Source organism: Porphyromonas sp. COT-052 OH4946 (assembly GCF_000765965.1).
GTDB lineage: Bacteria > Bacteroidota > Bacteroidia > Bacteroidales > Porphyromonadaceae > Porphyromonas > Porphyromonas gulae.
In genome coordinates this window covers 53,805-79,534 of the sequence record NZ_JQZY01000009.1, presented here as the reverse complement: position 1 = coordinate 79,534, position 25,730 = coordinate 53,805, and the positions used below count along the sequence as shown (strand labels likewise).

Sequence of the window (25,730 nt, the reverse complement as noted above, 5' to 3'; positions counted from 1 at the left end):
AGCGGATAGAAGGGATGAGCAACATCTTGATATTGATAATCGGCGTACTCGTATTGGGGCTTATAGCCGCCCTGACCGAGATCCGCCATTCGTACAAGCGAAGAGCTGCCGAGGCCAAGGGTGAGTCGCTTCCGGAGGAGCCTGTACGAGTGGTGCCGCAGGGGTGTTGCGGTATGCATATCACTTGCGAGAAGGACAGCCTGCTGACAGCCGTGAGCAAGGGCATCGTCTACTATGACGATGAGGAGCTGGATCGCTATGCCGGCGTACTTCCGGAGGAGTATAGCACCGAAGCCGTCGAAGAATTCGAAGAGGTGCTCTCCACGCTGCAAGAGGAAGAGGTACCGTCTTGGATTCGAAGCCTCCAGATGCGACAGATACAAATGCCCGTATCCATCAAGGAACAAGCCCTCTTTATCGTATCCGAACACCGCATCCAGCACAGACACGATGATTGAAGCACTACAGTACGGATTCTTTCGCAACGCTATTGCGGGCAGTCTGCTCACAGCCATTGTGTGCGGCCTGCTCGGCTCTTATGTGGTGGCTCGGCGGATGGTATTCGTCAGTGGGGGGATTACGCATGCTTCTTTCGGTGGCATCGGGATGGGGCTTTATCTGGGGATCAATCCTTTCTTGTCAGCTGCCGTCTTCGCCGTGCTCTCTGCTTTGGGTGTACAAGGGGTGACGCGAATCGGGCTGCTGCGAGAGGATTCGGCCATCGCGGCTTTTTGGTCTTTGGGTATGGCACTGGGTACCCTTTTCATTGCGCTTACACCGGGGTACAGTACGGGACTATCCTCTTTCCTCTTCGGCAATATCCTGCTCGTTTCACATACGGATTTGTTGCTCCTCGCGCTTATGGCGTTGGCGATGATCGCCGTATTCGTGTTCGGCTATCGTACGATCCTCTATACGGCTTTCGATCCTGATTTTGCCAGTACACGAGGGGTCAGGGTTCACCTCGTGGAGATGCTTATGTCCGTGGCTGTGGCTTTGGGTATTGTACTCAGCATCCGTTTGGTGGGCATCATGCTGCTGATGTCGCTCCTGACCCTTCCTCAGAGTATCATGAATCTCTTCACTTCGCGCTTCTCTTCGATCCTGTTCGGTTCTGTAATCTTGGCGACTTTGGCAGCCTTCACGGGTCTCTGGGGCAGTTATAGTCTGGGGATCCCTTCCGGAGCCTTCATCATTCTGGTGCTGGTGGCCTTGTTCCTTTTAGCCAAAACGATTAAGTCCTTTGTCCATGCGTAGCCATAGATTTCTATACCTCCTCGCATTCTATCTGCTCATCCCGGTAGCTGTCGTATTCGGTATGCTGTCCTGCTCCACATCGAAGAATACGGCGGCATCCCGATTCTATCACAATTTCACTACGCGCTATAATGTATTCTACAACGGACAGAATGCTTATAACGATGCCTATGACAGACTGCTCGAAAGCCACACGGAGGGTTATTCGGAGGAGATATTCCTCGATCCCATCACGGCTCAGTCCGGACAGCAAAAGACCAAAGAGGGAGGGGCTTTCGATCAGGCCATTGTCAAAGGGAGAAAGGCTATCCACCTGCATAGTATTCGTACCAAACCGGAGCGCAAGCAAGGTTGGCAGAGCGATCCCAAGGCCGTGGCTTTCCAGAACAAAAGAGAATACAACCGTTTCCTCCACAATGCATGGATGCTCGTGGGCAAATCGCAGTTCTATAATGCGGACTTCCTGCAGGCGCAAGCTACATTTTCTTATATCGCACGCTTGTACAGCAATGAACCGATAATCCGCGATGAAGCTCGTCTTTGGCAGGTACGCTGCTACAGTGAGATGGGGTGGTTGCATGAAGGGGAGCGTTTGCTCGAGCGCATTCCCAAGGATCTTCCGCATGTCGATCGCAGAGGCTTGTACTCTTTGGCTGTGGCAGAGCGTTCGATCCTGTCGGGAGACAAGCACGCAGCCATACCTTATCTCCAACAGGCAGCAAGACAAGAGAAAAACAAGCGACAACGTGCTCGCATGTATTATCTGCTCGGACAGCTTTTGCAGGAAAACAATCGGACAGAGGAGGCTCGCAAGGCCTATTCCAAAGTGTTGCGGACTTCTCCGCCTTTCGCTTTGGACTTTGCCGCACGGATCAGGAAGATGGAACTGGAGAGCGAACGGAATCCCCGTACAGTAGCCGCTCGATTGGAACGAATGGCCAAGAAAGGCAAATACAAGGATGTACTGGATCAGATCTTCTATGCAACAGGCAATATATACATGGATATTCCCGATACACTGGCGGCGATCGAAGCATATACGACCGGAATAGAAAAGAGCACGGCACGTGGAGCCGATTTTGCCCTCTGTCAGATTCGTTTGGGCGACATCTATATGCAAAGGAAGCAGTACCTGAAAGCTCAGCCGTGCTTCTCTGCTGCAGCCGGTGTGCTGAACAGACTCAATCCCGACTACAAACGTGTAGCCGAACTTTCCTCCCAGCTCGATGAATTGGTCGGTCATGCCAAGGTCGTGCACGAACAGGATAGCCTTCTTACTCTTGCTGCCATGCCGGAAGAACAGCGGCTGGCCATTATCGACAGCGTTATCAATGCATATGCCTTAGCGGAGAAGAAACGACTCGAAGAGGAGGAGATGGCGAAACTCCAGCAGAACCAAGAACTTTTCAATTCCGAGAGCGATGGATTGGCTCCCTCTCCCATGGGAAAGACACAGAATCCTCCGCCCGGCATGCAGATGAGCGGCACTTCGGGAGAATTCTACTTCTATAATCCTCAACTGATTGCTCAGGGCAAAGCGGCTTTCGAACGCAAATGGGGAAAGCGTGTACTGGAGGATGATTGGAGACGTCGCCGCAAACAGGCCAATTTCGACATCCCCTCCGACAATACTGCTGCTGCAGAAGAGACGGATGAGACGCAGCCCGGAGCTTTGATGACCGAAGAGGAGCTACAGGCGGCAGCTGCCGATTCCGCATCCTCCGATCCATTGAACCGCGAATACTATCTGGCGCAATTGCCAATGACGGAAGAAGCCAAGGAAGCTGCCGGCAAACTCATTGCAGAAGGTTTGTTCGGCATGGGAGCGGTCTTCAATGAGCGGATGGAGAAGTTCGACGAATCGGCCGACACTTACGAGACCCTGCTTCGTCGCTATCCGAACTATGAGAAGAAGATGGACGTGCTCTATCGTCTCTTCATGCTCTACACCCGAATGAACAACAAGCCGGAAGCGGAACGTTGCCGCACCTTGATTCTACAATACTATCCCGAAGACAATCTGGCAAAGGCCCTGAGCAACCCCGATTACCTGAAGGAATTGGCCGCAATGGATCGTCGCCAAAACGAACTTTACGAGCAAGCATTCGACTCTTACCTCAAAGGAGCGGTCGGTTCGGTCAGGAAGAGCAGAAATGAATGCCGCGAGCGATTCCCCCTATCGGAACTGGCACCGAAATTCGACTTCCTCAACGCACTCTGTTATGTGCTGGAGGCAGACTCCAAGGGCTTCACCTCTGCCCTGAAACAGCTCGTGAAGGATTATCCGAAAGCAGACGTCACCGAATTAGCTTCCTCGATGCTTACCGAGTTGCTCCGTGGTCGCTCCATCGTACAGGGCGGCTATACGGGTATCGACTGGGACATTCGTTGGGGCGGTTCGGATACTGCCAGCATATCGCCGGACTCTTTGCCTCCTTTTGAAAAGCCCAAATCATTCGAGCGTACCCGTCTGATCCTTCTTGCTCCGGCCGGTGTATTGAACAAAAACAGGGTGCTCTTTGCCCTTGCCTCATTCAATTTCTCCCGCTACACGGAGCAAACGCTGGAAATAGAGCACAGCACGGTGGCTGCATTCGACCAGTGGCTGATGACTGCTCTCCCAACCCCTCGGATGGGCTGGCAGTATATCAAAGATGCTTTCGCTCCGAACGGATTTATGAGTGCGATGGGCGAGAGCAGCCTGTTGTTCCCCATATCGGAGAACAATTACCAGCTGCTTGTCAAGGGTAAAAGCGTAGGTCAATACATGACCTTCCTTGCAAAAGAAGAAGTGCCCGAGACGGCTTTCGTCCTCGATCGCTGGCAGCAGATGACCGGACGAGCGCAAGCTGTCGGCAAAGAGGAGGAGGATATAGAACCTGCTGCTACTCCTGCTCCTATCCTGTCCGAAAAGGACGAGACCGAGGATACCGCTCGCGATAGTACGACCCACACAGATGGGAAACCACTCGTCCCCATCAAACCGCGCAAGGACAGCATCATGACTGCTACTCCCATTACCTTCGACATCGATAGAGAGCAGATCCTCTCCGGAGCCAAGCCTGTGGCAGCCGATTCTTCCACAACCGATACGATCTCAGATGCTGCTGCTTTGCCATCGCTCAAGCAGCAAGAAGGCAAAGACGTCTCGGTAGAGCAGATTCAGCGGCTGGCCAAAGAGCGTGCACAAAACGAGAAGGACGAAAAGAAAGCACTCGAAAAGGCCAAGCGTGAGAAGGAGCGCGATCGCAAGCGAGAGCTGAAAGCACGGGAAAAAGAACGAGACAAAGCCCGTCGTGACAAGCTCAAGGAGCAACGTCTCAAGCAGAAGGAACGCAAGCAGAAGCTCAAAGAAAAAGAACGTGAGCGGAAAGAGAAACTTCGTCAGCGCGAGCGAGAACGTAAAGAGCGAGCGAAAGAACGCGAACAGAAAAGGAAAGCCGGACAGAAAAAAGCCGGTGGAGGGACCCTATAAGGAAAACTATTATTCTCAATCGTTATGAAGCATAAAGTCATTATTATCATCTATGCAGTAGTACTTCTTATGACTACAATGAGCTGCAAGTCGCAAAAATTTGCCGGCGACTGGAGTGGACGTATTCCTCGTGGGAACGGATCCTTGGCATTGGTTTTTCACCTCAAACAGACGGGCGACACTTGGCAGGGCACGATGGACAGCCCTGACCAGAAAGCATTCGGCATACCGCTTTCTTCTGTTACGATCGCCGGCGACAGCCTCAACATCGCTGTCAAGGATCTCCTTCTCTCCTACAGAGGCAAGCTCAAGAGCGACTCTATCCAAGGAGAATTCAGACAAGGACGTTTCGGCACGATGATGTCCCTCTATCGCGGACTGGATGCCGCCAAGTCTTATCGCCCTCAGACGCCTCAACCGCCCTTCCCATACGATGTAATAGAGGTGAAGATCCCGCATAAAACCGATGGTTTCACGATTGCAGGTACACTCACTGCCCCCAAAGATGCAGCCCAAACCAAAGGGACAGTGATCCTGATCAGTGGGAGTGGCTTGCAGGACAGGGATGAAACCATATTCGACCACAAACCTTTCGCTGTGCTCGCCGATCAGCTTACCCGCCATGGCTATGCCGTGCTTCGCTGCGATGATCGCGGATTCGGTGAGAGTGCCGGCGATGCTTCGCAGGCCACGACAGACACGTTGGCCGGCGATATCGAGAGTGAACTGGCCTATCTGCGCCATCACTATCCCCGACTAACCAACAAAGTATTCCTCTTCGGTCATAGCGAAGGCGGTATCATCGCTCCGATGGTCGCTCGCCGTGTAGGAGGAGTTGCGGGTCTCGTTCTTGTAGGGGCACCCTCTGTAAAAGGTGCGGAGATACTGCTTTCGCAAAATGCCGCGATTGATGAAATCGCAACGGGGCAACCGCAGAACGCAGCGAAGCGGGCAGCCATGGAAGAGCTGATCCGCTTGGCCACTGCTCCCGGTACTGCATCGGATATTCGCGCTCGGATCGAATCCTACTGTCGCTCCAACGCTTCCGTGCTCTTCCCTCAGGCAATGACCGATGAGATGAAAGAACAAGGTATCAAGCTCATGACAGAGCAGCTGTCCAATCCATGGATGAGGCACTTCCTTAGCTACGATCCCGCACCGCTACTGGACGTAGCATCCGGAGTGGGCAGCCATCCCCTTCCTCCTACAATGGCTATATATGGTGGTATGGATAAGCAGGTATTGCAGGAGGTGAATATGTCCAAGATGAAGTTCCTCCTCGGTACAGATACGGGCAATACGCCCAACAAGGTAGTGTACCTGCCTATGGTAAACCACATCATGCAGACGGCCGAATTCGGCACGCCCGATGAGTATGCTTTCCTCGACAGGACAGTGGACACGGAGCTTATGGATGTAGTCTGCTCCTTCCTGGACAGTCTCTGATAGTCATCCCCCTACAACAGAAAAGCCGAAGCCCTCTTCAATGCAAGAGAGTTTCGGCTTTTTCCTTTATGTCCAAATGCTCAAGCGAAGGAAAGGTCCGGCAGCGGAGAGCGGCTTATGCTACCGACTGACCAACATCGCCAACAAGCCCCAAAAAGCCAAATGAGCCGAAAAAAGAAAGAGAGAGGGAGCACCGAAACGCCTATCGTTCGGATGCACCCTCTCTCTCAAGAGTATTATCATTCAAAAGGATGAACCTTACAGATTCGGATTCACCGTCTTCCAGTCAGCGATCGCAGGAATGATGCCCATGGCGATCACTTCGTCGCGCAGCTTAGCCAGGTGGCTATAGCTTTCCTTGAGTTCAGCGCGCTCAGCTTCGTTGCCGAGTTTGCTGATATCGCTGTGCTTCACGCCATCTTTCGTGAGAGTAGTCTCCATAGCCATCATGATGTGCTCGAAGCCCGGCTCGTTCACATAGCAGCCGGCCGGCCAACGGAAAGCTTCGCCACCCATGGCAGCACGAATCATTTCGATAGACACGTAAGAAGGGCTTTGGAAAGACGAGCGACCGCGTAGTTTGATAATGTTGGCCCCACCTTTCACGACGCGCTGTTTCAGTTCTGCCCACTGCTCATTGGTCAGCTTGTCGGTACCGATCAGATCGGTCAGAGGCGTTCCGTTTACCTTGGCTGTGCTGGCGAAAACAGCCATCTGCTCGCCATGACCTCCATAAGTACGCGTATTGGTCACGAGACTTTGTTTGATGCCGAAGTGCTTAGCCAGTTCGCTTTGCAGACGTGTGCTGTCCAGACCGGCCAACGTAGTCACCTGCGAAGGCTTCAGCCCGGAGTAGATAAGCGTAACAAGACCGGTGATGTCAGCCGGATTGAAGATGATGATCACATGCTTACAGTCAGGACAATAGCTCTTGATGTCCTTGCCCAGCTGTGCAGCGATTTCGGCATTGCCTTTGAGCAGATCCTCACGGGTCATACCCTCTTTGCGCGGAGCACCGCCCGACGAAACTATATATTTGGCATCCGTAAGAGCCTCTTTGATGTCGGATGTAAAGGTCAGATTCAGGCCTTCGAATCCGCAGTGACGGATTTCCTCTGCCACACCCTCCAAGCCTACTGCGAAGGGATCGTACAAACACAAATTAGGGGTCAGACGCATCATTGCAGCCGTCTGAGCCATGTTGGAACCAATCATACCGGCTGCACCGACAATGGTCAATTTTTCTTCTGTTAAGTAGCTCATAACTGTTCCGTTATTAAAAGATTGGGAAAACGTAATTCGGGGATAGCGACTCTTCTTCGACTTTCCCGACATATCTATCAGACAAATATAAGAGTTTCCGAACAATATCCTGTAGACCGGATTAAAACTGTTTACGCGCCAAAAATCAGCCACTCTACAGTCCGCAAAACGTGGCTCGAGAAATTTTTCGTTTTGGTTCGGGAAGCAAAAAATTCTCGCGCCACAACGAAAAAATTCTCGCGCCTGTTTTTCAGGATTCTCAGACCGCAATCCGAGCATTTCCCATTCGCATTTTCGAGACAGCAGATCAGCTGACACTCGCCTACCGGCTCGAGCATGCAGGGAGGATAAGCCTCGGTTCAAAAAAGCGATCTACATGGATGATAGTGAAAATTGCAAAAGAAAACAGGAAAAACGACTATCTTCGGTATCCAAACTCACTCACATTCTAATCGATCCTGCCTATGCAAAGCTTTTTTGACCGGGAGTTTACGTTCGACCGTACCGCACGCCTGTTATTTATCATCCTGCTGGTTGGAGGCATTATGGCCATCGCCATCGGTCTGAGAGGTATCCTCATACCTTTTTGTATGGCTTGGATTCTTGCCTATGTGCTGATGCCTCTGGTTCGTTTTGTCCAGTACCGGCTCCATTTTCGCTTTCGCTTTCTGTCGGTGATCACGGTGCTGGTTCTCATATCGGCATTGATCTTTTTTGCCGTTCTCTCTTTGGTTCCTGCTGTAGAAGAAGAGGTAAACAAAACAATATCCCTGCTCCAGCAGTACCGCATCGATGAGAATTTGCTACAGATGCTGCCGGCTCCGATCCGCAAGTTCCTGTCAGAGAGTGGCAGCATGAAGGATCTGTTCAAAGGCATCTCTTACGAGAAGTTGATGGAGAATAGCAAGGAGATATTCGGACAGCTCAATAAGCTCGTCTCCGGGACGATCAGCTTGTTCAGCTACACCACTATCTTCTTCATCGGCGTCTTATACTTCATTTTCATCTTGTTCGATTTCGAAAAGCTGGGCAAAGGGTTTGTCAATCTTTTCCCGGTCGGACACCGTATTCGTGTTAGGAGCATACTCAAAGAAGTGGACAAGAATATGAACAGCTACTTCCGCGGACAGGCCCTGATCGCCCTTTGTGTGGGCATCCTTCTTTCCATCGGTTACAAGATTATCGACTTTCCTCTGGGAGTTACGCTCGGTCTCTTTATCGGTATGCTGAATCTGATTCCATACTTGCAGATAGTAGGTTTGGTCCCGATTGTTTTCTTGTCGGTGCTCAAGGCGGCACAGACGGGACAGAATTTCTTCGTCGTTCTTGCCCTCGGTATAGGTGTGATGATGATCGTTCAAGTAATTCAAGACACGATTCTGACCCCCAACATCATGGGCAAAAGGATGGGCATGTCTCCAGCGATGATTTTGCTTTCGATTTCCATTTGGGGGAGCCTGCTCGGTTTTTTCGGGCTGTTCATTGCCCTGCCGCTCACCATGTCGCTTTACTCCGTGTACAAACGCTATGTGATCCAGGATCCCAAGTTCATCCGAGAGGAAGATGAAGAGGTTGTGCCCAGGAAAGGACTGTTTAGAAAGCATAGCCGAAAGGCGGAAAAATGATTTAGCACGGGCACAAAAGTTTCTCTCCGCTGAACGCCGATTCGTTTGGGGCTGTGTCAGAATTCGGTTTTAGCGCAGCCCCTTTGCGGATTGCCTCGTGATTATTTTATGTCCCAATATCATTACCTTTGTTCACTAATGTAAATAAGGACAAGCAAGACGGATTGATATGAACGAAAATAAGAACAGTGGCATAGAGGAAAAGAAGAGTCTCAACTTCATCGAACAAATTGTGGAATCGGACCTGTCCGAAGGGAAGAATGACGGTCGAATCCAGACACGTTTCCCTCCGGAACCCAACGGCTATCTCCATATCGGCCATGCCAAAGCTATCTGCATAGACTTCGGTATAGCTCAGCGATACGGAGGCGTCTGCAACCTGCGCTTCGACGACACCAATCCGGTGAAAGAGGACGTGGAGTACGTGGATGCCATCAGAGAAGATATAGAATGGCTTGGCTTCCACTGGGGCAATATCTACTATGCTTCCGACTATTTTCAGGAATTGTACGACTTCGCCGAGCGATTGATTCGCGAGGGACACGCTTATGTGGATGAGCAGACTGCCGAGCAGATCGCCGCACAGAAGGGTAGCCCGACTGTGCCCGGCACGGCCAGTCCGTTCCGCGATCGTCCGGCAGAAGAGAGCCTCGACCTCTTCCGTCGAATGAATGCCGGAGAGTTCGAAGAAGGTGCCATGACCCTGCGTGCCAAGATCGATATGGCTTCGTCCAATATGCACTTCCGAGATCCGATTATCTATCGCATCATCAAGCATCCACATCATCGTACGGGCAACGAATGGAATGTCTACCCGATGTACGACTTTGCTCATGGCCAGAGCGATTATTTCGAAGGAGTCACGCATTCGATCTGCACCCTCGAATTCGAGGTGCATCGTCCCCTTTACAATTACTTTATCGAGCTGCTCAGAAAAGACAGCTATGCTCCGCGTCAGATAGAGTTCAACCGCCTGAATCTGACCTATACGATGATGAGCAAGCGCAAGCTGCTCCAGCTCGTCAAAGACGGGCTGGTATCGGGCTGGGACGATCCCCGTATGCCTACTTTGTGCGGCTATCGCCGCCGGGGCTATACACCGGAGTCGATCCGCAACTTCATAGACAAAATAGGCTATACCAAATACGATGGTATTATAGACGTAGCCCTTCTGGAGCATGCTGTCCGGGAGGACTTGAATAAGCGTGCCACAAGGGTTTCCGGTGTAATAGATCCAATCAAACTGGTGATCACGAACTATCCCGAGGGAAAGACAGAAGAGATGGTGGCAGTGAACAATCCGGAAGATGAGTCTGCCGGCGTACATACGATTACTTTCGCTCGCGAACTGTACATAGAGAGGGAGGATTTCATGGAGGATGCTCCCAAGAAATACTTCCGAATGACGCCCGGGCAGGAAGTACGCTTGAAGAGCTCTTATATAGTTCGTTGTACAGGATGCAAAAAGGACGAGGAAGGAAATGTCGTGGAAGTATATGCCGAGTACGATCCGCTGACGCTCTCCGGTATGCCTGAGAGCAACCGCAAGGTAAAGGGCACCATCCATTGGGTATCGGCACAGCACAGTCTGCCGGCAGAGGTACGACTGTACGATCGGCTCTTCACTGACGAAAACCCATCGGACATCAAAGACAAGACTCTGGCCGAGATGCTGAATCCGGATTCTCTCAAGGTGCTGAAAAACTGTCGCGTGGAGCCTTTCCTCGCAGATGCCGCTCCGGGATCGCACTTCCAATTCCAGCGCATAGGTTACTTCACGGTGGATCCGGATAGCCGTCCGGGGGCATTGGTTTTCAACCGCACGGTTTCGCTGAAAGATTCTTGGCAGAAAGCCCAAAAGAACGCATAAAGAACTTTTATCTCACTCGCACCTATGGGATTTATTCAGTGGTGCCTCGCGCACCTGAACTATTGGACTATCATGTTTTTGATGGCCATCGAGAGTTCGTTTATTCCGTTCCCGTCAGAGATTATTGTGCCCCCGGCTGCATGGATGGCCGCCACGGGGCAGAATGGGCTGAACGTTTTCCTCGTGATCCTGTTCGCCACCATCGGTGCCGGAATAGGAGCTGCCGTGAACTATGTACTGGCTCTATGGCTCGGCCGTCCTATCGTCTACGCATTTGCCAACAGTAAGTTCGGGCATTTGTGTCTGATCAACGAGGAGAAAGTACGGTATGCAGAGCAATACTTCGACAAGAACGGAGCTGTCTCCACGCTGGTAGGCCGACTGATTCCTGCCGTCAGACAGTTGATTTCCATACCGGCAGGGCTGGCACGCATGAAGTTTCTCCCCTTCATCTCTTACACCATGCTCGGAGCCGGCATTTGGAACTGTATATTGGCGGCGATAGGCTATAATCTGGCCAAGGTGCCCGGCATAGAAACGCAGGAGCAACTTTTGGAGAAAGTCAATAAATACAGCCACGAAATCGGGTTCTCCATAATGGGAGTCGTTGTCGTAGTGCTCCTGATAATGTTCTACAAGAAAAAACGACGTTCGGCACGGAAAGGGAACTGAACTCCTTCTTCGCTCCACTCAGGATTCAACCAATAGAAGATACAGACAAGAAAATAATCATCGCTATGGCTCTTACAAAAACTTCAAAACTCTATTACAAAGTCCACGACTACATCCTTATTATTCTGGGATGCTCCATCTATGCTTTTGCGTGGACGGGCTTCATCCTTTCCCAAGGAATCACCACGGGAGGATTGGCCGGTATCTCCACTCTGATCAAAATAGCCACGGGTATTCCGGCTGCGATACCGTACAATATCATCAATGTGGGATTAGCAGTACTCGCTCTGATCTTCTTGGGATGGCGTTTCATGGTCAAGACGGTCATAAGCGTTTTCGTACTGGCCATTATCATCCCGATCGGTGAAGAGTATCTGGTCGTCACGGAGATCGTCAATGGCGCAAAAGTTTTTACGCCTCTTCTACTGCCGGACGAACCGGCCTTAGCACTGGTGATCGGCTCCATTCTTAGCGGTCTGGGGATTGCGGTAGTGTTCTCCGTGAACTCCAGTACGGGCGGTACCGATATTATCGTAGCCATCATGAACAAGTACAAGAACATGTCGTTCGGGCGCGCCATTCTACTGGTGGACTGTACCATTATTTTGTGCTCGTATCTGGTCAATGTCTACATCGCCGGCAAGTCACCTTCCGACGCTTTCAACCTGCTTATCTATTCTGCCGTAGAGGTTATCCTCGTATCTACGGCCTTGGATTGGTATCTCAATTCGAATAGACAGTCCGTGCAATTCCTCATCTTCAGTCTCAAAAACGAAGAGCTCAGCAATGCCATTCAGGAGCGTATTAAAAGGGGGTGCACCCTGCTGGATGCTACAGGAGGCTATTCCGGCCAACCTTGTAAAGTCCTTGTGGTCGTTGCACGCAAGACACAAAGCCTATCCATCCACAGAATCATTCAGGAGATCGACCCCAAAGCCTTTGTATCCGAATCCGTAGTGAGAGGGGTATATGGGGAAGGATTCCAAGCAATAAGGAAATAACAACGTGGGGGACAAGCGAGTTCTCATCACGGGGGCAACGGGCTTTATCGGCGGCTATTTGGTCGAAGAAGCCCTGCGCCGTCAATATGAAGTGTGGGCGGCTGTGCGTCCCCACAGCGATCGCTCACGCCTGACAGACAGCCGGATCCGGTTTGTAGAGATCAACTACCACGATCCGTCCGATATTGCTCGCTTGGCTGACGAGACGGCTCCCGAAGGTGAATCCGCATGGCACTTGGTTATCCACAATGCGGGTATAACCAAAGCTCGGGACACCTCTCTTTTCAGAGAGATCAATGCAGAGCAGACCAAGCGTTTTCTGATAGGATTACAGGGGGCAAAGCACTGTCCCGAACGCTTTGTCCTGATGAGCAGTATGGGCAGCTATGGAGCTCCTCCCGATGACTGCCAACCTCTTTCCTCCTCTTCCGTCCCCGATCCTACGACTGCCTATGGAGAGAGCAAGTTGCTGGCAGAGCAATATGTGCAAACCTTTGCCAAAATACCCTATACCATAATACAACCCACAGGAGTTTACGGTCCTCACGACCAAGACTATCTGATGGCAATCCGCAGCGTCGATCAGGGATTCGATTTCTCCACGGGCAGTACGCCGCAGACACTCACTTTTATTTACGCAGAGGATCTGGCTTCAGCGGTTTTCACCGCAGCCGAACACCCCGATGCAGCAGGGCAGAAGTACATTGTTTCGGACGGAAAAGAATACACAGATATAGAGTTCGGACGGATGATCCAACGCCTGCTCGGCCGAAAAAACGTATGCCATTTGCGCATTCCCCTGCCTTTAGTAAAAACCGCCTGCTACATCGGTCAAAAATGGGCAGACCTCAGCGGCACATTGACACCGCTCAACCTTGATAAATACGCCATCATAGCCCAACGCAACTGGCGGTGCGACTCTTCTCCGATCAGGGCAATCGGTTTTTCTCCTCGCTATAATCTGGAGCAGGGTTTGGCCGAGACCATTCGTTGGGCACGCGCCACCGGCAAAATTCGCCGTTAGACGCCCTGGTTCCTTCTGCCGGTTGTATCGGATATTATCGCTATCCATCCAATCCAACTTCCCGGGGTCCTTCCTACAACCATTAGACTTAAACACAACGGAGCCATGTACAACGCTGTGTACATGGCTCCGAAACAGCCTATTACAGGCCTTTATGATCTTTCCAATTACTCGAAACGTCGGCGGATTTCCTCCTCAAGGGCCGGGCGGAAATCAGGATGCGCTATCGCGGTCAAGGCTTCAGCACGCTGACGAAGCGTGGCACCACGCAGACGCGCTACGCCATATTCCGTCACCACATAGTCCACTTCGTTACGACCGGTCGTGACACAAGCACCTTCTTTCAGGATGGGAACGATGCGACTCTCAGTCCCTTTCTTGGCCGTACTGGGGAAAGCCATAATGGAGATACCTCCCTTGGAACGCTTGGCCCCACGAAGGAAATCGACTTGTCCTCCGGATCCGCTGAACTGCTCGTACCCGATCGACTCAGAAGCTGCCTGCCCCATAAGATCCATCTCCAAGCAGGAATTGATAGAAACCATGCGATCATTCTTGCCGATAACATCGGGATTGTTGGTATAATCCACCGGATAGCATTCTATCATCGGATTGTTATTGACAAAGTCGTACAATTCTTTCGATCCGAAGATCAGCGAGGTAACGACTTTCTCGGGGTGCAATGTTTTTTTCTTCCCGTTGATAATCCCTTTGCGAATCATACGCATCACTCCGTCGGTAAACATTTCCGTGTGAATACCGAGGTCTTTATGCCCTTCCAACGCACGCAACACAGCATCGGGGATGCCGCCGATACCCAACTGGAGGGTGTCACCGTCTTTGATCAGTGAGGCACAATTCTGACCTATCCTCAGTTCGAGGTCGCTGATAGCAGGAGGCAATACTTCTGCAATCGGCTCGTCCACTTCGATGATATGGGTCAGCTTGGAGACGTGAATCAGATTCTCTCCACCGATGAATGGCATTTGCTTGTTCACCTCGGCTACGACTACCGGAGCGCACTCGGCGGCAGCCTTTGTGTAGTCGCAGGAAACTCCGAAAGAGCAATAACCCTCTTCGTTAGGAGTAGATACCTGTACTACGGCTACATCCAATGGAAAGAATCCCTGACGAAACAGTTCCGGCACCTCGTGGAAGTGGCAGGGAATGAAATCGACACGACGGTCACGGCTTGCCGGACGGGAGTTGCCCTCAAGGAAGTTGAGCGTCGGATGTACATGCGGACGCATTTCCGGAGTGAGGTGCGGTGCATCACCGAAATACAACATGTGGAAAACAGTGATATTCTCCAGCTTTTCACGCTGGCGGTACATAGCCTGAGAGAAACGGACGGGTGCCGCAGCAGCATGACCGAATACGACTTTCGTTCCCGGTTTAAGAGAGTTCACGACAGCCTCGTCTGCCGAGCAGACACGCCGGCGATAAAGTTCTTGCCATTGCATAGTAGTAATATTCTTACAAATGATTTTTATTAAAAAGGATGATAGGTGAGAGGTAAATCCACTCAAGTGGGAACAAAAATAACTTTTTCCCGCTATGTTAAGTCTTTCTACAACATCTTTTGGGACGACTCAAAAGAGCGAAGAACAAGAACGCTCAGAAATGAAAGGCCAAATTTGCCATCCACGTTCCGCCCGACATCTGATGCTTTGGAGCTACCCACAGATAATAGCCGACCGATGGTTCGATACTGAATTTTCTCGTCATTCGAAAAAGACAGCCTATGGAAGGTATAGAGAAAAGAGGTAGCCCTTCCTTCAACAAAAAGCCGCCCTTAAGAGAATATGACGGTGCTATATTGCCCGGGAGGAAAGTGCCATAGACCTCAGCAAATATTTGTACTCCACCTCCACTGGGCTTGTCTCCCTCAGGAATAAAACCCGGCTTATCGACAGTATTTTTGATGCGAAGGAAGCCCACTCCGGCTGCAAGCAAAAGGCGAGGATGCTGATAGAGTCCGAAAGAAGTGTTGAGTTGGAGAAGATCATGCCCACCCAGACCTGCTTCAATCCTCGGGTGTACGGTCTGTGCCTTTGCTGAAAAGAAAGACAAAAAGACAAGAGAGATAGAGACAAATAGCAGGGAATAAGTGTTTGTTTTCATTGTCAATCTTGATTGATCAATAGAAAAAAATAAAGCCCCTACAGTGTAATAGAAGGGGCTTCACAGAGAGAATGCTTATCGCACTCTATGTTATTCAAAAGGAAAATCCTTACTTAAAGAAGTCTTTTACAGCTTCGTTCGGGACCATCTCTTCCTGGAAGATATAGGCACCCGTCTTAGGAGACTTGACCATCTTGATTACCTTGGAGTAGGTACGGCCATCACCTTTCTTAAATGTTGCAACCGATTTTTTTGCCATTGTCTGATCTCCTCTTTATTATTTGATTTCCTTATGAAGGGTCATACGTCTCAGGATGGGGTTGTACTTCTTGAGTTCCAGACGCTGAGTCGTATTTTTTCTATTCTTGGTGGTGATGTAACGAGAAATACCCGGCATACCACTTTCCTTATGCTCGGTGCATTCAAGGATAACCTGCACCCGATTGCCTTTTACTTTCTTTGCCATGACAGAATATCTCCCTTGATTATGCGTTTAAGAAGCCCTTCTCGGCTGCGCGCTTGATGGCAGCGTCGAGACCGATTTTGTTGATGAGGCGCAGCCCGGCAGCCGATATCCTCAAAACAACCCAGCAATCCTGTTCTACCCAATAGAACTTCTTTCTGAACAAGTTGACATCGAATACTCGTTTTGTCCTTCTCTTGGAGTGAGAAACGTTGTTGCCAACCATTGCCTTTTTGCCGGTAATCTGACAAATCTTTGACATTGCTATTTCGTTATTAGTTATTTATCGTTCCAGTTCGTTTAGGACTGCTTGTAGCATCATAAAGCGGTCATAATCGGGTTGCAAAGTAAGGTATTTTTTTTCTCTCCCACAAGCTTTTACGAATTATTTATCCCGAAATCGCCGTTATTACATCTTATAAATGTATTCGACAAGCGATTTCGAGATAGAATGTGCAGGAGAAAAAAACGGTGAGGACTGCCGTCAGTTGAAGAATTCTTCGTCCGTGCCGATCTGGGCTACGGGGTCGAACAGCTTCTCCGTGGCGTGGATCAGATCGTCCAATATGTTCACCAACTGCTGCGATTCCTGCAAGAGATTGAGATAGACGAGGGAAATCTTCAGACTGCTCGCCCCCTGCTGAATACGGCTGAGCTGCGTCTTGCGAAGCTGCTTAAGCTCTTTCTTGATGTCCTTGCCGCGGTAAGTCATCGGATCCAAGATTTCATCCGTTTCGTTGGATACGATCAGCTTGGCCTCTTTGATATAGAGTATGAGCTTTTCGCGTGCAGCAAGAAATTCGGACACACAGACCTTGGGCAGCGGATTGAAGTTGTTGTCCACATGCTCCTTGCATGGCTCGGCAATACGCTTGAGGCAAAATACGATTTGCTCACAACTATTACAGCCGAGATGGAACCATGTATTCTTGACCACGGACTTGGCCTCTTCGATCCGACGGATGCCGAGGGTTTCTTTTCGGCGGTTCACCTTGAGCATCTGCCGTTCTGCGTTCTGGTCGTTGATCGAGCGGCGGAGCTTCTTCAGGTCTTCGTTGATGAAGCCATCGGTCATCTGCATATAGTTGTTCTCGGCAAAGTCGAGCAAAGCCAACTGCTTCTGACGAATATGCTTGGCCAGCAGCTGCCAAATCTCTTCTTTGTCGTGCGAAGCCATCATGTCGATAAAGACGGTATCCTTCGTTTCGCTCTTTTTCTTCTTATCGAAACGAATATGACTACGGACAAGCAGGAATATCGCCAGAGTGATCATCCCCGCCATCGCCGGATAGCCTCCGAAATGATTCACCATCGTAACGAGGAAACAGAGGATAAAGGCTGCACCGGCAGTGATAAACCAACCGCCTATCACACTGAATACACCCGTGATACGGAATACCGCGCTCTCCCGGCTCCATGCCCTGTCCGCCAAAGAACTACCCATCGCCACCATAAATGCCACATAGGTGGTGGAGAGGGGAAGCCTGAGCGAAGTACCGAAGGCAATGAGCAGACCGGCAAGAACCAGATTGACCGAAGCGCGCACCAAATCGAAAGCCGCCCCCTTGGCCATGATCAGTTCGTCCTGATTGAAGCGGCTGTCTATCCACCGGCCTACAGGACGAGGAATTATACGGGACACGGCATTGGCTGTCGTGGTGCTGAAACGCACGATACTCCGAGCCAAACCGGAGGAGCCGAACATCTCCTCGCCCTCCTCCTGACGCGCCAGATCCACCGAAGTCTTGATCACGTTGTGAGCCTTCTTCGATGTAATCAGCGCATAAACCATTACGATACCAGCAGCCACGAGGAAATATACCGGAGTAGAAGCCGGTTCGTTCAAAGCCCCCATCAGATAAGTATCGTACTGCCCGTTTCCGTTGGCATTAAAGTCCAGATAAGAGGAATAGCCGGCCAGCGGCACACCGATGAAGTTCACCAAGTCATTGCCGGCAAAAGCCATTGCCAAAGCGAAGGTACCCAAGAGAACGATCACCTTGAAGACATTGACCCGCAACCAGTAGAGCACCTGCATCAGCACGATGGAGACAGCCAGACAGTACAGTACCAGCCGTCCCGTATTGGCAGCCACCCAAGCGGTGGACTCCTCGGACATAAAGGACACGCCCTTCAGTCCCTTGATGAGCATGAAGTAAATAATGGATGTAACCGCTACCCCACCGAAAAGGCCGGCCAACCATCGGAGATTTCTCCTATAATTAAAGGTAAAGAGCAATCGACTCAGATACTGAACGACCATCCCGAAGAAGAAAGCGATACCCACCGAAAGGAAGATACCCAGTATGACGGAAAGTGCTTTCTCCGTATTGAGAAGATCCTGAAAGCCGACCGTACCGCCCACCTTGGTCATGGCCATAAAAAAAGAACCGCCTAAGAGCTCGAAAATGAGCGAGACGGTCGTAGAGGTAGGCATGCCGAGCGAATTGAACATATCCATAAGGACGACGTCGGTGATCACCACCGACAGGAATACGACCATCAATTCGCTGAAAGTGTAATGTTCCGGCCTGAAGATCCCGTGTCGGGCGATCTCCATCATACCGTTGTTCATGGCCGCGCCACAAAAAATCCCCAACGCTGCCACACCGATGATAATCTTGAACGGAGCAGCCTTGGCTCCAATGGCAGAATTGAGGAAGTTGACCGCATCGTTGCTGACACCCACGATCAAATCGAATACAGCAAGGACGAAAAGAAATACGACAATGGCGGTAAAGATAATACCCATTAAATCTATATTATGAGGTTAGACTGCACAAAAAAATCGGCGTACACCTTTTTCGTCTCCCGGCAACGACTCGGACTCTCAATAGAGCAGGAGCAAGGTTCGCCTATCCGATACATCTTACTTTGTACACACAAAAATAGCGCAATTCTTAAGAACGCAAAACGCCCGTAGCGGTCGCTCACAGTGCCACCCGTCCGGTCAATCTTCAGCTTTGTTTCTGATATATACCTTATGCGTGCCGTGCCCCGTGGAGCCGATCCGCCCCTCGCGATCGAAAGCACGCAATTCTTCCGCGGCAGCTGTACGCCCCAACCCCGTGAGGCTACAATAATCGGCCACCCGGAGCAGGCTATTGCCGTCGATATGACGCAGGGCCAGAGCCAACCGCTCTTCGCGGGTCAAATCCGGCCGACGGGAGCGGCGTACCGTCGTTCGCTCCAGATGAGCGCGCGTGCGGGCTTCGCGAATCAACGCCTTGTCGGGCCGGAAATTGACCCCTCCTATCGTCACGCTGGCTGCATTGCGGCGCGTACCGCCTTCGGCCTCCTCAGATTCCACCCCTTTGCGCAGGGCGAGCGAAGCGGAGAAAGAACCGATCTCCTCAATCTTCACCGTATATCCCGAAGCCACGCCGTAGGCTATCGTCCGAGCCAAAGCCGCGACCAACCCCTTGACTTCGCCCGGGGAGAATGTCGATTGGGAAGAAATCAGTTCGGCTATCTCGTCCGGCCCCATCGTGCCGCGGCTGATCATTTTCGGGTACATCGTCCGCTTGCCCGTGCCTTGCATATCAGGCATTTCTCGCATCACAAACTTGGCCATTTCTTCTGTACAGCTATATCGGTTTACTCGACGTCGGTCGATTGTTTTCTTTCAGGTCGGGAAAAATCTCCCCGACAGCCGACAAAAATAAATAATCCGGCCGGAAAATCTCTATCCGAAGCCATCGGATATAAAAACAAAAGCTTCGGATATATATCTAAAACCTTCATTCATATATCCGAAGCCTTGAAACAAAAAATTGCCGGACGGCTTTCTGATTTTTCCTGACTGTAGAAAAAACTTTTTCCGGCCGGAACGGAAATTTTCTTCCCGGCGATGCTGTACTTCTTTTCGCCGGCATGCTTGCTCCGGGTGCTGCCGAAGTATTCTTCCACAATGTGAAAAACGCTCGGAATCGGTCAAATGCTTCAACATCATTACTGTTTTTCTTTGACTGCTCCGAGTGCCAATTTTTCAGGATGCGCCGCGATCGCAGCATTTCCGGTCTGTGAACTTTGGAATGGGAGGTTGTCCGAAAAGGGAAATTCGGTCGTTTTCGGGAGGAACAGGCTCGTACAAAAATATCATGGGCGGCAATTGTAGAGAATTGCCGCCCTATATATCCAAGAATATATGGTCTGAGGAAATTATATTGTTATTTGAATGCTCTCACTTACCTGTCAACAGTGGTATCCGTTGGGGAGCGTTTTATGAAAGAGTGATTTGATACCGTTGGGTTTATTCCGGCCGCAAAAATATGTGCAGCTTTTTTCATGGCAAAGAAAAAATCATCGAATGTTTTTATGGCTTCATAGATACAGACTATATCAATTCAGGCTTTCTTTTTCTCAGAAAGGATTCGCCCCAAAAAAGTTATCGATCGGAGCAGTATAAGCATGAAACCTCCGGCGAAAAAGGAAAGAGGGGGGAGTCGCCCGATTGGCCGAGGGATTTGGCGGAAAAAGTGCCTGTTTCTCCGTATTTTTGTCCCGTTTTGAATGAAAAATCACACAAATGATCTTATGAAACGAACCCTTGTTTTCTTATTTCTTACTGCCGTTTTGGCTCTTCGGGCCGAGGCACAGTCTGCACCCGAGCAATCCGAGACGAAGGATTTCATCTTCTCGCCCCAAAAGGAGATGGTGTACGTTGCCATCGGCTATCCGGCAGGAATCGGATTGCCCTCTCTGGATAATTATAACGTAGAAGGGGCTTCGGCTTCTTTTGCCGTCGGCTACGAACGAGGCGTAAAACAACTCGCAGAAGGGCTTCTGCTATCCATCTATGCGGAATTGGATTGGGCGGCATTCAGATCTGTATCAGACAAAAGATCCCTGCCTTTTTCTGATGATTCTGCGCAGAATCGGTTTCGATTTTTAGCCGGAGCAGGCGTGCACAAGCGGCTCAACCCGAATATCGAACTCTATGCAAGAGGTGCAGTAGGGGCGAGCTTTTTCCCGGAAAACAACGGTTCATCATCGAGAGAACTAAAGGGCGGATTTAACGTTAGCCTTAGGGTCGGACTGAGTTGCTCATTGAGAGACAATTTCGCCGTCTTTATCGATACCGGGACATCCGACATCGTGCGCGGCGGCCTTGCATTGATGTGGTAGCAGAAGCAGCGTAGGATTTACCGGAAGGTATGAAGCCTCTACTGACGGTCGTTTGCGCTATCCTCCTCTACTTGCCTCTCGGTGGGCAGACGGTCGTACCCGAATGGGATGAATATATAGCAGAGCAGATAGAATCCGGTGCAATCGGGGAAGACGAGGGTGCCGAATTTCTGGAGCGGTGGATGGTGCAGAAGCAGCATCCGCTGGACATCAATACGCTTACTCGGGAGGACTTGGAGCAGTTCCCCTTTCTCAATGAATTTCAGATCCGCCGTTTCCTACTCTACCGACATGCTCATCCTGAGGGCTTCGACAGCATTTGGGTGCTGAGAGAGATTGCCGGCTGGGACAGACGCACCTGTCTGCTCTTGTGGCCGATGCTGACGGTGCAGAAGCGGAGCGAGTCGGCGGCCGGCTCTTTTCGCGAGATCCTGTCTTATGCCCATCACGATGTGTCGGTGCATACCGATGCCATCCTCCAGCGGCAGGAAGGCTACCGTCCGGATAGCCGGCATCCGTATCGCGGAGATCCATGGGGTGGCGGCTTGCGCTGGAGCTACGCTATGGGCAATCGTTTCTCTATAGGCCTTACTGCGTCCAAAGACCGGGGAGAGCCAGCTTTCGACAAACGGCGAAAGGGCTTCGACAGCTATTCCGCCCATTTCTTCATGGAAGGAAAAGGTGCCGTGCGAGCCGTGGCACTCGGGGACTATCGAATAGGGATGGGATACGGCCTGCTGGTCAATCAGGCCTCTTTCATGGGAATGGCCTACGCCTATCCTCGTGGCGGAACCACGCTGCGACGCGCGTTTACCTACGCCGAGGACAACTTCATGCGCGGGGCTGCTACCGCTCTTGCACAAGGACGATGGGCACTGACGGCATTTTATTCGCGTAAGGGGGTAGACGCCACCGTCACCGAAGACGGCGCCATCAAAGCCATTTACCACACCGGACTGCATCGTACGGATGCCGAGATCGCGCGGCGAAACGCTGCCACGATGACCACCGCAGGCACTTCCGTCAGCTATACGGACGATCGACTCCGTCTGACTTTCAATCTCCTGCATCTGCATTGGGGCGGATTGCGCCTGTTGCGAGCGGTCGGCACCAAGGGCATCGCCTCTCTGACCGATCTGGAGCGTTTCTCCCTTGTCTCAGCCGACTATTCCTATCTCTTCGGTCAGGGCGGAACCGAGCTATTCGGCGAATTTGCCGGTGCCGCCAACGGTGCTGTGGGGACGATCAATGGGTTGCGCTATACGCACCCCATCGGTGGCAGCTACATGCTTGTCGGTCGGTATATCCCTGCCGACTATTGGTCGTATTACCGGGGAGCTTTTGTCCGTCACAGCCGCCCGGGCAATGAATGGGGCGTGATGGGGAGAGCCGCTTGGGAGCTGCCTTCGGACTGGACGGTCAGAGCCTTTGCGGACTACTATGGCAGTTTCGTCCCACGCTTCGGTCGAAAAGAGAAAACGGAAGCCTTCCACTGGATCCTTGAAGGAGAGAAGCACCTGTCCTCCTTTTCGTGGAGCTGCCGGATCCGAGGCACCGCGGACAAACGCTATCGGCGCAGCCTTGCCGTCAGGCTGAGAGGGCGATACGCGTTCGATGAGCGGTGGCGGCTGATGGCTTCGTTGCAATGGAGTCGGAGCAATAGCTTCGATGGGCAGCAGCAAGTGTGGCAGGCTCCGACGGGAGGTAAGAGCCTTGCTTTGCGTGCCGATTATAGCGGAGGGAAATTGCTCCGCGTATGCAGTATGGATGCCGTAGCATTCGATACGGATTCCTTTGCCGACCGGCTCTATGAGGCGGTGCACAATCCGCGTCACCACTATTCGTCAGCTTTTTTCTATGGCAGAGGAGTCCGCTTGGGCTTGTTTGTGCGTATTGCCCCCTTGCCGCATGTGGAGGTCGAAAGCCGCATCGATCACCTCCTACGGCGCGATACCGACACGATCGGATCCGCCGGCGAGCTGATCCGCGGACAGGCGCGTACACACCTGCTCATGACCGTACGCTACCGATAGCACGTTCTCTATACATAATATATAGAAGGCTGCACTGAGGTATTCTTACCTCTACGGGGTAGCTTTTTTATACTGCTTGGCAATATTGACCTGCCTATTTTATCGGATGAACCCGGATTAGTCGTTAGGAGCACAGACTTTTTCACCTTCCAATTCATTTTTTTATTGTTTCTTTATCACAAATGCCATGGATAGGCATGTTTGATTTAATTAACCCTTTAACAATTAGACGGTATGAAAAAGCAGAACTCCTTATTCGCTTTTGCTCTTCTATTCTCTCTTTGGGGATTAGGGCAAACAGCAATGGCGCAAAAAATGAGAAAAGAGGTTTCTCCTGCGCGGGCAAAGACTCTGATGCTGAAACAGCAAAAGGCAGAACCATCCGATCTTAGCAAATTCCGTGATGAGCCTATTCCGGGCGGTATGGCCCGTATTATCCTGGAGGCTCATGATGTGTGGGGAGACGGCTCAGGCTATCAAATGCTGATAGACGCCGATCACACAGCTTATGGTAATGAAATTCCCCCTCCCACACCACTGGGGCAGTGTTTGACCGAAGACTGCAACATCCCTGCCTCTTTGTATGATCCTTTCGAATTCAAAGTACCGGCAGCAGCCGATCCCTCCTGTACACCCGAGTATCAGGTCGTAGACGGAGTGGCCAGTATCGACCTGCCGGCGGGGATATATGATTATGTAGTGGTGAATCCGTCGCCCGGTCTGTGCATCGTCATCCCCGGTATTTTCGGGCAGGCGGATGATACTTACGGGGACGATTTCAGGTTCGAAGCGGGAAAGATTTATCATTTCCTTGTCGCATTTCAAAATGGAACCTCTTTCAGTACGACCGGTGACTATGTAACATTAACCGTCACCGACGGTACTCCGTTTCATGCTGTCCAGAACCTGACGGCTACGCAGGATGGGATGGATGCCGTTCTCCAATGGGCTGCTCCTGCCGGAAAGGACGAAACGGTCCTGTTGAAAGAGGGTTTCGAATCAGTGGAATATGAAGGTATTCCTGCCGGCTGGATTGCTGTCGATGCCGATGGAGACGGTAAGAATTGGGGTGTTCTCTTGCCTACCGAGCCGGCAACGGCATGGGTCAATCCGCATAACGGAGAAGCGGTGATAGGGTCGTTCTCATGGTTGGGAACGGCATTTACCCCTGACAATTATCTGATCAGTCCGAAAGTGGAAGGGGCGACAAAGGTAAAGTACTACTTTGCCGTAAATGCCAATTATCCCGCAGAGCATTATGCCGTGATGGCTTCATCAACGGGAGCGAATCCTTCCGACTTCACGCTCGTATTCGAAGAAACATCCACCGGATCCAAAATTGCGGACACAAAAAGAGACGAATATTCCGGACAGACGGAGTGGATCGAACGGACGGTGGATTTGCCTGCCGGAACAAAATATGTGGCATTCCGTCATTATGACTGTACGAACCAAAACTTTATTGTCTTCGACGATATCGAGATTTCGGGTAGTAGCCCCGGCCCGGCTTATACCTATTCGATCTATCGCAACAATGTTCAGATAGCTTCCGGAGTGACTCAAACCACTTATCGGGACGTGAATCTGCTTCCGGGTACCTACACATACGGGGTAAAAGTCGTTTATCCGGACGGCGAATCGCCGGTGGAGGAAACGACACTGACCATTACGTCCTTGCCCGAAACGGTAACGACAAGGCCGTATGCTTTGACCGTAGATGGCCATCGAATCGCAGTAACTTGCAGGGGTGAAGTTCGCATTTACGATATGAACGGACGCTCCGTCGTGACCGGATCCGATGTGGTGGAATACATGGCACAGACAGGAGTCTATGTAATCCGCATTTCCGTGGACGGCAGAACGTATGTAGAAAAGGTAGCCATTAAATAAGAATCTCCTCTTGGCCGGACATAGCCTGTTCGGTCAAATACAAAAGTCGCCCGGACTCCCTCAGAGCCGGGCGACTTCCTTTTTATGCTGTTCGGCTATATTGCCCCGCTTCTTGTAGTCGGAAGAAGCAAGCATCCGGCTTTCGGTCAGAGTCCGCCGCCGGTAGAGCCTTGCTCGCCACCGCCGCTACTGCTGCCTCCCTCTTGCGATGGATCCGGCAGAACGGGCGGCTCGGATGGGGTGTCCGTGCTGCCTGCGGGTTTCTTCTTTTTCTTCGGCTTGGGCTGTCACCACAGCCGAACACGAAGGTACGGATACTTCCTATATCGGGAAAGCAAAAAGATTTTAAGAAGTAACCTGATTCTGTTTTTGTGTTTATCTATTATTTATCCGCTTTTCTTCTTATTACTGCTACCTTTGCAGCGCATGAATCAAAAGAAATATATGCAAATGCAACAAA

General features: G+C 51.1%; 22 protein-coding genes. 13 read left to right on the top strand and 9 right to left on the bottom strand.

Annotated features, from left to right (window positions below; all coding sequences use genetic code 11):
- Nucleotides 1-14 precede the first annotated feature (14 nt).
- From HQ50_RS02590 to HQ50_RS02575, 4 genes are read left to right on the top strand one after another with little or no spacing between them, the layout of a single operon-like run.
- Nucleotides 15-458: a hypothetical protein gene (locus HQ50_RS02590; RefSeq protein ID WP_018964709.1), complete on the top strand. Its 444-nt coding sequence runs from the start codon at nt 15-17 to the stop codon at nt 456-458.
- Entirely contained in the window at nt 451-1,257 is an 807-nt protein-coding gene (locus tag HQ50_RS02585; protein ID WP_080737630.1) for a metal ABC transporter permease, read from the top strand. The genes HQ50_RS02590 and HQ50_RS02585 overlap by 8 nt, the downstream gene beginning before the upstream one ends.
- Entirely contained in the window at nt 1,250-4,732 is a 3,483-nt protein-coding gene (locus HQ50_RS02580; protein WP_039428151.1) for a tetratricopeptide repeat protein, read from the top strand. The genes HQ50_RS02585 and HQ50_RS02580 overlap by 8 nt, the downstream gene beginning before the upstream one ends.
- A 24-nt stretch (nt 4,733-4,756) precedes the next feature.
- Nucleotides 4,757-6,178, top strand: coding sequence for an alpha/beta hydrolase (locus tag HQ50_RS02575; protein ID WP_018964706.1), 1,422 nt, complete (start codon nt 4,757-4,759; stop codon nt 6,176-6,178).
- Between the two features lie 258 nt (nt 6,179-6,436).
- Here the strand turns inward: HQ50_RS02575 and HQ50_RS02570 are convergent, their stop codons facing one another.
- Nucleotides 6,437-7,441 (bottom strand): malate dehydrogenase, encoded by a 1,005-nt coding sequence (locus tag HQ50_RS02570; RefSeq protein WP_026292130.1) that lies wholly within the window; start codon nt 7,439-7,441, stop codon nt 6,437-6,439.
- Between the two features lie 131 nt (nt 7,442-7,572).
- The gene (locus tag HQ50_RS11685; RefSeq protein WP_160224171.1) at nt 7,573-7,665 is read right to left on the bottom strand and encodes a DUF1661 domain-containing protein; all 93 of its coding nucleotides are present in this window, start codon (nt 7,663-7,665) and stop codon (nt 7,573-7,575) included.
- On the opposite strand from HQ50_RS11685, the gene HQ50_RS10580 reads away from it, so the two are divergent.
- From HQ50_RS10580 to HQ50_RS02540, 6 genes are all read left to right on the top strand, one after another.
- Nucleotides 7,634-7,756 carry a DUF1661 domain-containing protein gene (locus HQ50_RS10580; RefSeq protein ID WP_152566867.1) on the top strand — a complete coding sequence of 41 codons (123 nt, stop codon included), beginning with the start codon at nt 7,634-7,636 and terminating at the stop codon, nt 7,754-7,756. The genes HQ50_RS11685 and HQ50_RS10580 overlap by 32 nt on opposite strands.
- 149 nt (nt 7,757-7,905) lie before the next feature.
- Nucleotides 7,906-9,066: an AI-2E family transporter gene (locus HQ50_RS02560; protein WP_018964702.1), complete on the top strand. Its 1,161-nt coding sequence runs from the start codon at nt 7,906-7,908 to the stop codon at nt 9,064-9,066.
- Nucleotides 9,067-9,235: 169 nt separating this feature from the next.
- On the top strand, nt 9,236-10,936 hold the full coding sequence (locus HQ50_RS02555; protein WP_039418677.1) for a glutamine--tRNA ligase/YqeY domain fusion protein: 1,701 nt from the start codon (nt 9,236-9,238) through the stop codon (nt 10,934-10,936).
- A gap of 24 nt (nt 10,937-10,960) precedes the next feature.
- The gene (locus tag HQ50_RS02550) at nt 10,961-11,608 is read left to right on the top strand and encodes a DedA family protein (RefSeq protein WP_026292129.1); all 648 of its coding nucleotides are present in this window, start codon (nt 10,961-10,963) and stop codon (nt 11,606-11,608) included.
- 65 nt (nt 11,609-11,673) lie between these two features.
- The gene (locus HQ50_RS02545; RefSeq protein ID WP_039428150.1) at nt 11,674-12,609 is read left to right on the top strand and encodes a YitT family protein; all 936 of its coding nucleotides are present in this window, start codon (nt 11,674-11,676) and stop codon (nt 12,607-12,609) included.
- Nucleotides 12,610-12,613: 4 nt separating this feature from the next.
- Nucleotides 12,614-13,633 (top strand): NAD(P)-dependent oxidoreductase, encoded by a 1,020-nt coding sequence (locus tag HQ50_RS02540; protein ID WP_039418681.1) that lies wholly within the window; start codon nt 12,614-12,616, stop codon nt 13,631-13,633.
- Nucleotides 13,634-13,800: 167 nt separating this feature from the next.
- Here HQ50_RS02540 and HQ50_RS02535 read toward each other — a convergent pair whose 3' ends face one another.
- From HQ50_RS02535 to HQ50_RS02510, 7 genes are all read right to left on the bottom strand, one after another.
- Nucleotides 13,801-15,096, bottom strand: coding sequence for an acetyl-CoA hydrolase/transferase family protein (locus HQ50_RS02535; RefSeq protein WP_039421736.1), 1,296 nt, complete (start codon nt 15,094-15,096; stop codon nt 13,801-13,803).
- Between the two features lie 154 nt (nt 15,097-15,250).
- Nucleotides 15,251-15,757: a hypothetical protein gene (locus HQ50_RS11680; RefSeq protein WP_039428149.1), complete on the bottom strand. Its 507-nt coding sequence runs from the start codon at nt 15,755-15,757 to the stop codon at nt 15,251-15,253.
- A gap of 109 nt (nt 15,758-15,866) precedes the next feature.
- Nucleotides 15,867-16,016, bottom strand: a complete 150-nt coding sequence (locus tag HQ50_RS10575) for a DUF4295 domain-containing protein (protein ID WP_018964696.1) — start codon at nt 16,014-16,016, stop codon at nt 15,867-15,869.
- Nucleotides 16,017-16,034: 18 nt separating this feature from the next.
- A complete protein-coding gene (gene rpmG / locus HQ50_RS02525) occupies nt 16,035-16,223 on the bottom strand; it encodes a 50S ribosomal protein L33 (protein WP_004583623.1) in 189 nt (62 codons plus the stop codon).
- Between the two features lie 19 nt (nt 16,224-16,242).
- A complete protein-coding gene (gene rpmB / locus HQ50_RS02520) occupies nt 16,243-16,482 on the bottom strand; it encodes a 50S ribosomal protein L28 (protein ID WP_004583624.1) in 240 nt (79 codons plus the stop codon).
- 222 nt (nt 16,483-16,704) lie between these two features.
- Nucleotides 16,705-18,972: an inorganic phosphate transporter gene (locus tag HQ50_RS02515; protein ID WP_039418686.1), complete on the bottom strand. Its 2,268-nt coding sequence runs from the start codon at nt 18,970-18,972 to the stop codon at nt 16,705-16,707.
- A gap of 198 nt (nt 18,973-19,170) precedes the next feature.
- On the bottom strand, nt 19,171-19,794 hold the full coding sequence (locus tag HQ50_RS02510) for an HU family DNA-binding protein (RefSeq protein ID WP_018964693.1): 624 nt from the start codon (nt 19,792-19,794) through the stop codon (nt 19,171-19,173).
- Nucleotides 19,795-20,756: 962 nt separating this feature from the next.
- On the opposite strand from HQ50_RS02510, the gene HQ50_RS02500 reads away from it, so the two are divergent.
- The 3 genes from HQ50_RS02500 (at nt 20,757) to HQ50_RS02490 (ending at nt 25,270) form a co-directional block, all read left to right on the top strand.
- Nucleotides 20,757-21,347 (top strand): hypothetical protein, encoded by a 591-nt coding sequence (locus HQ50_RS02500; RefSeq protein ID WP_026292128.1) that lies wholly within the window; start codon nt 20,757-20,759, stop codon nt 21,345-21,347.
- A gap of 29 nt (nt 21,348-21,376) precedes the next feature.
- The gene (locus HQ50_RS02495; RefSeq protein WP_039428148.1) at nt 21,377-23,380 is read left to right on the top strand and encodes a hypothetical protein; all 2,004 of its coding nucleotides are present in this window, start codon (nt 21,377-21,379) and stop codon (nt 23,378-23,380) included.
- A 234-nt stretch (nt 23,381-23,614) separates the two neighbouring features.
- Nucleotides 23,615-25,270 (top strand): DUF2436 domain-containing protein, encoded by a 1,656-nt coding sequence (locus HQ50_RS02490; protein ID WP_081960031.1) that lies wholly within the window; start codon nt 23,615-23,617, stop codon nt 25,268-25,270.
- Nucleotides 25,271-25,730: the final 460 nt, after the last annotated feature.

Bases quoted from the DNA above. Each gene is read 5' to 3' on its own strand.
- HQ50_RS02560 (WP_018964702.1), top strand. From the start codon at position 7,906: ATGCAAAGCTTTTTTGACCGGGAGTTTACGTTCGACCGTACCGCACGC.
- HQ50_RS02550 (WP_026292129.1), top strand. From the start codon at position 10,961: ATGGGATTTATTCAGTGGTGCCTCGCGCACCTGAACTATTGGACTATC.
- HQ50_RS02555 (WP_039418677.1), top strand. From the start codon at position 9,236: ATGAACGAAAATAAGAACAGTGGCATAGAGGAAAAGAAGAGTCTCAAC.
- HQ50_RS02535 (WP_039421736.1), bottom strand. From the start codon at position 15,096: ATGCAATGGCAAGAACTTTATCGCCGGCGTGTCTGCTCGGCAGACGAG.
- HQ50_RS10575 (WP_018964696.1), bottom strand. From the start codon at position 16,016: ATGGCAAAAAAATCGGTTGCAACATTTAAGAAAGGTGATGGCCGTACC.
- HQ50_RS02580 (WP_039428151.1), top strand. From the start codon at position 1,250: ATGCGTAGCCATAGATTTCTATACCTCCTCGCATTCTATCTGCTCATC.
- rpmG (WP_004583623.1), bottom strand. From the start codon at position 16,223: ATGGCAAAGAAAGTAAAAGGCAATCGGGTGCAGGTTATCCTTGAATGC.
- HQ50_RS02490 (WP_081960031.1), top strand. From the start codon at position 23,615: ATGAAAAAGCAGAACTCCTTATTCGCTTTTGCTCTTCTATTCTCTCTT.
- HQ50_RS02510 (WP_018964693.1), bottom strand. From the start codon at position 19,794: ATGGCCAAGTTTGTGATGCGAGAAATGCCTGATATGCAAGGCACGGGC.
- HQ50_RS02545 (WP_039428150.1), top strand. From the start codon at position 11,674: ATGGCTCTTACAAAAACTTCAAAACTCTATTACAAAGTCCACGACTAC.
- HQ50_RS02575 (WP_018964706.1), top strand. From the start codon at position 4,757: ATGAAGCATAAAGTCATTATTATCATCTATGCAGTAGTACTTCTTATG.
- HQ50_RS02515 (WP_039418686.1), bottom strand. From the start codon at position 18,972: ATGGGTATTATCTTTACCGCCATTGTCGTATTTCTTTTCGTCCTTGCT.
- HQ50_RS02590 (WP_018964709.1), top strand. From the start codon at position 15: ATGAGCAACATCTTGATATTGATAATCGGCGTACTCGTATTGGGGCTT.
- HQ50_RS11680 (WP_039428149.1), bottom strand. From the start codon at position 15,757: ATGAAAACAAACACTTATTCCCTGCTATTTGTCTCTATCTCTCTTGTC.
- HQ50_RS02500 (WP_026292128.1), top strand. From the start codon at position 20,757: ATGAAACGAACCCTTGTTTTCTTATTTCTTACTGCCGTTTTGGCTCTT.
- HQ50_RS02495 (WP_039428148.1), top strand. From the start codon at position 21,377: ATGAAGCCTCTACTGACGGTCGTTTGCGCTATCCTCCTCTACTTGCCT.
- rpmB (WP_004583624.1), bottom strand. From the start codon at position 16,482: ATGTCAAAGATTTGTCAGATTACCGGCAAAAAGGCAATGGTTGGCAAC.
- HQ50_RS02585 (WP_080737630.1), top strand. From the start codon at position 451: ATGATTGAAGCACTACAGTACGGATTCTTTCGCAACGCTATTGCGGGC.
- HQ50_RS02570 (WP_026292130.1), bottom strand. From the start codon at position 7,441: ATGAGCTACTTAACAGAAGAAAAATTGACCATTGTCGGTGCAGCCGGT.